Origin of the sequence: Acinetobacter entericus (assembly GCF_026168575.1) — a bacterium.
Classification (GTDB): Bacteria; Pseudomonadota; Gammaproteobacteria; order Pseudomonadales; family Moraxellaceae; genus Acinetobacter; species Acinetobacter bouvetii.
This window is the reverse complement of record NZ_JAPEQW010000113.1, coordinates 1-798: the sequence shown is the minus strand read 5'-3', so window position 1 is coordinate 798 and position 798 is coordinate 1. Positions and strand designations below refer to the sequence as shown.

2 protein-coding genes are annotated in these 798 nt (G+C 32.9%); one reads left to right on the top strand and one right to left on the bottom strand.

The window, feature by feature from the left end:
* The first annotated feature begins 190 nt into the window (after nt 1–190).
* On the top strand, nt 191–418 hold the full coding sequence (locus OKC24_RS19795; RefSeq protein ID WP_004812234.1) for a hypothetical protein: 228 nt from the start codon (nt 191–193) through the stop codon (nt 416–418).
* A gap of 172 nt (nt 419–590) precedes the next feature.
* Here the strand turns inward: OKC24_RS19795 and OKC24_RS19790 are convergent.
* A partial coding sequence (locus OKC24_RS19790; RefSeq protein WP_153904976.1) for a DDE-type integrase/transposase/recombinase occupies nt 591–798 on the bottom strand: 208 nt, incomplete at its 5' end.

The window sequence follows — 798 nt, the reverse complement described above, 5'->3', positions numbered from 1 at the left end:
TATGCCATTATTTCAATGAGTTATCTTTTTTTGTCGTGTACAAAGTATTTTTAGAAAAACTTAACTTAAATAGATAAATCTAATATATTATCTTTCTCACAATTTCATAAATATCAATTATCTAATAAGCTTTAAATCCTCTTGCTAAGTCTGTATGCTGTTTTATCAGAAAGATACTATAGAGGGTAATATGCATAGTTTTTCTGTAAAAGAATTGGATCAGTTGATTGAAAATGATCTAAAGGAAAAGAAAAAATCTAGTAAGTTATTGATTGGATATAAACTATTTAATGATCTAATGAATGACCCTAAATTTTATGCAGAAGTGACAGATTCAGCCCTGAGTGCCACAAAACGAAAATATAAGAACCTCAAGATCAAGATTACGACGGATAAATATCAACTTCATTTTGAATAAAACATAAAAAAGAGGGCACTGTTGCAAATAGAGATTTGAGTCGATGATGTTCCCTTTAAAAAGTGCTTAGAGACCGAAAACCCTGTTGATTAGACACACTTCACCCTGAGGCTGACCNAAGGCACTGTTGCAAATAGAGATTTGAGTCGATGATGTTCCCTTTAAAAAGTACTTAGAGACCGAAAACCCTGTTGATTAGACACACTTCACCCTGAGGCTGACCATAATAAAATGACGATGCTTGTCCTTTACGTAGTGCACGCATGACTTCAATACCTTTAATTGTGGCATAAGCAGTCTTCATAGATTTGAATCCTAATGTGGCCCTGATGATTCGCTTTAACTTACCATGATCACATTCAATGACATTATTTTTATAC

Coding starts and splice junctions, on each gene's coding strand:
- OKC24_RS19795 (WP_004812234.1), top strand. CDS start 191: ATGCATAGTTTTTCTGTAAAAGAATTGGATCAGTTGATTGAAAATGAT.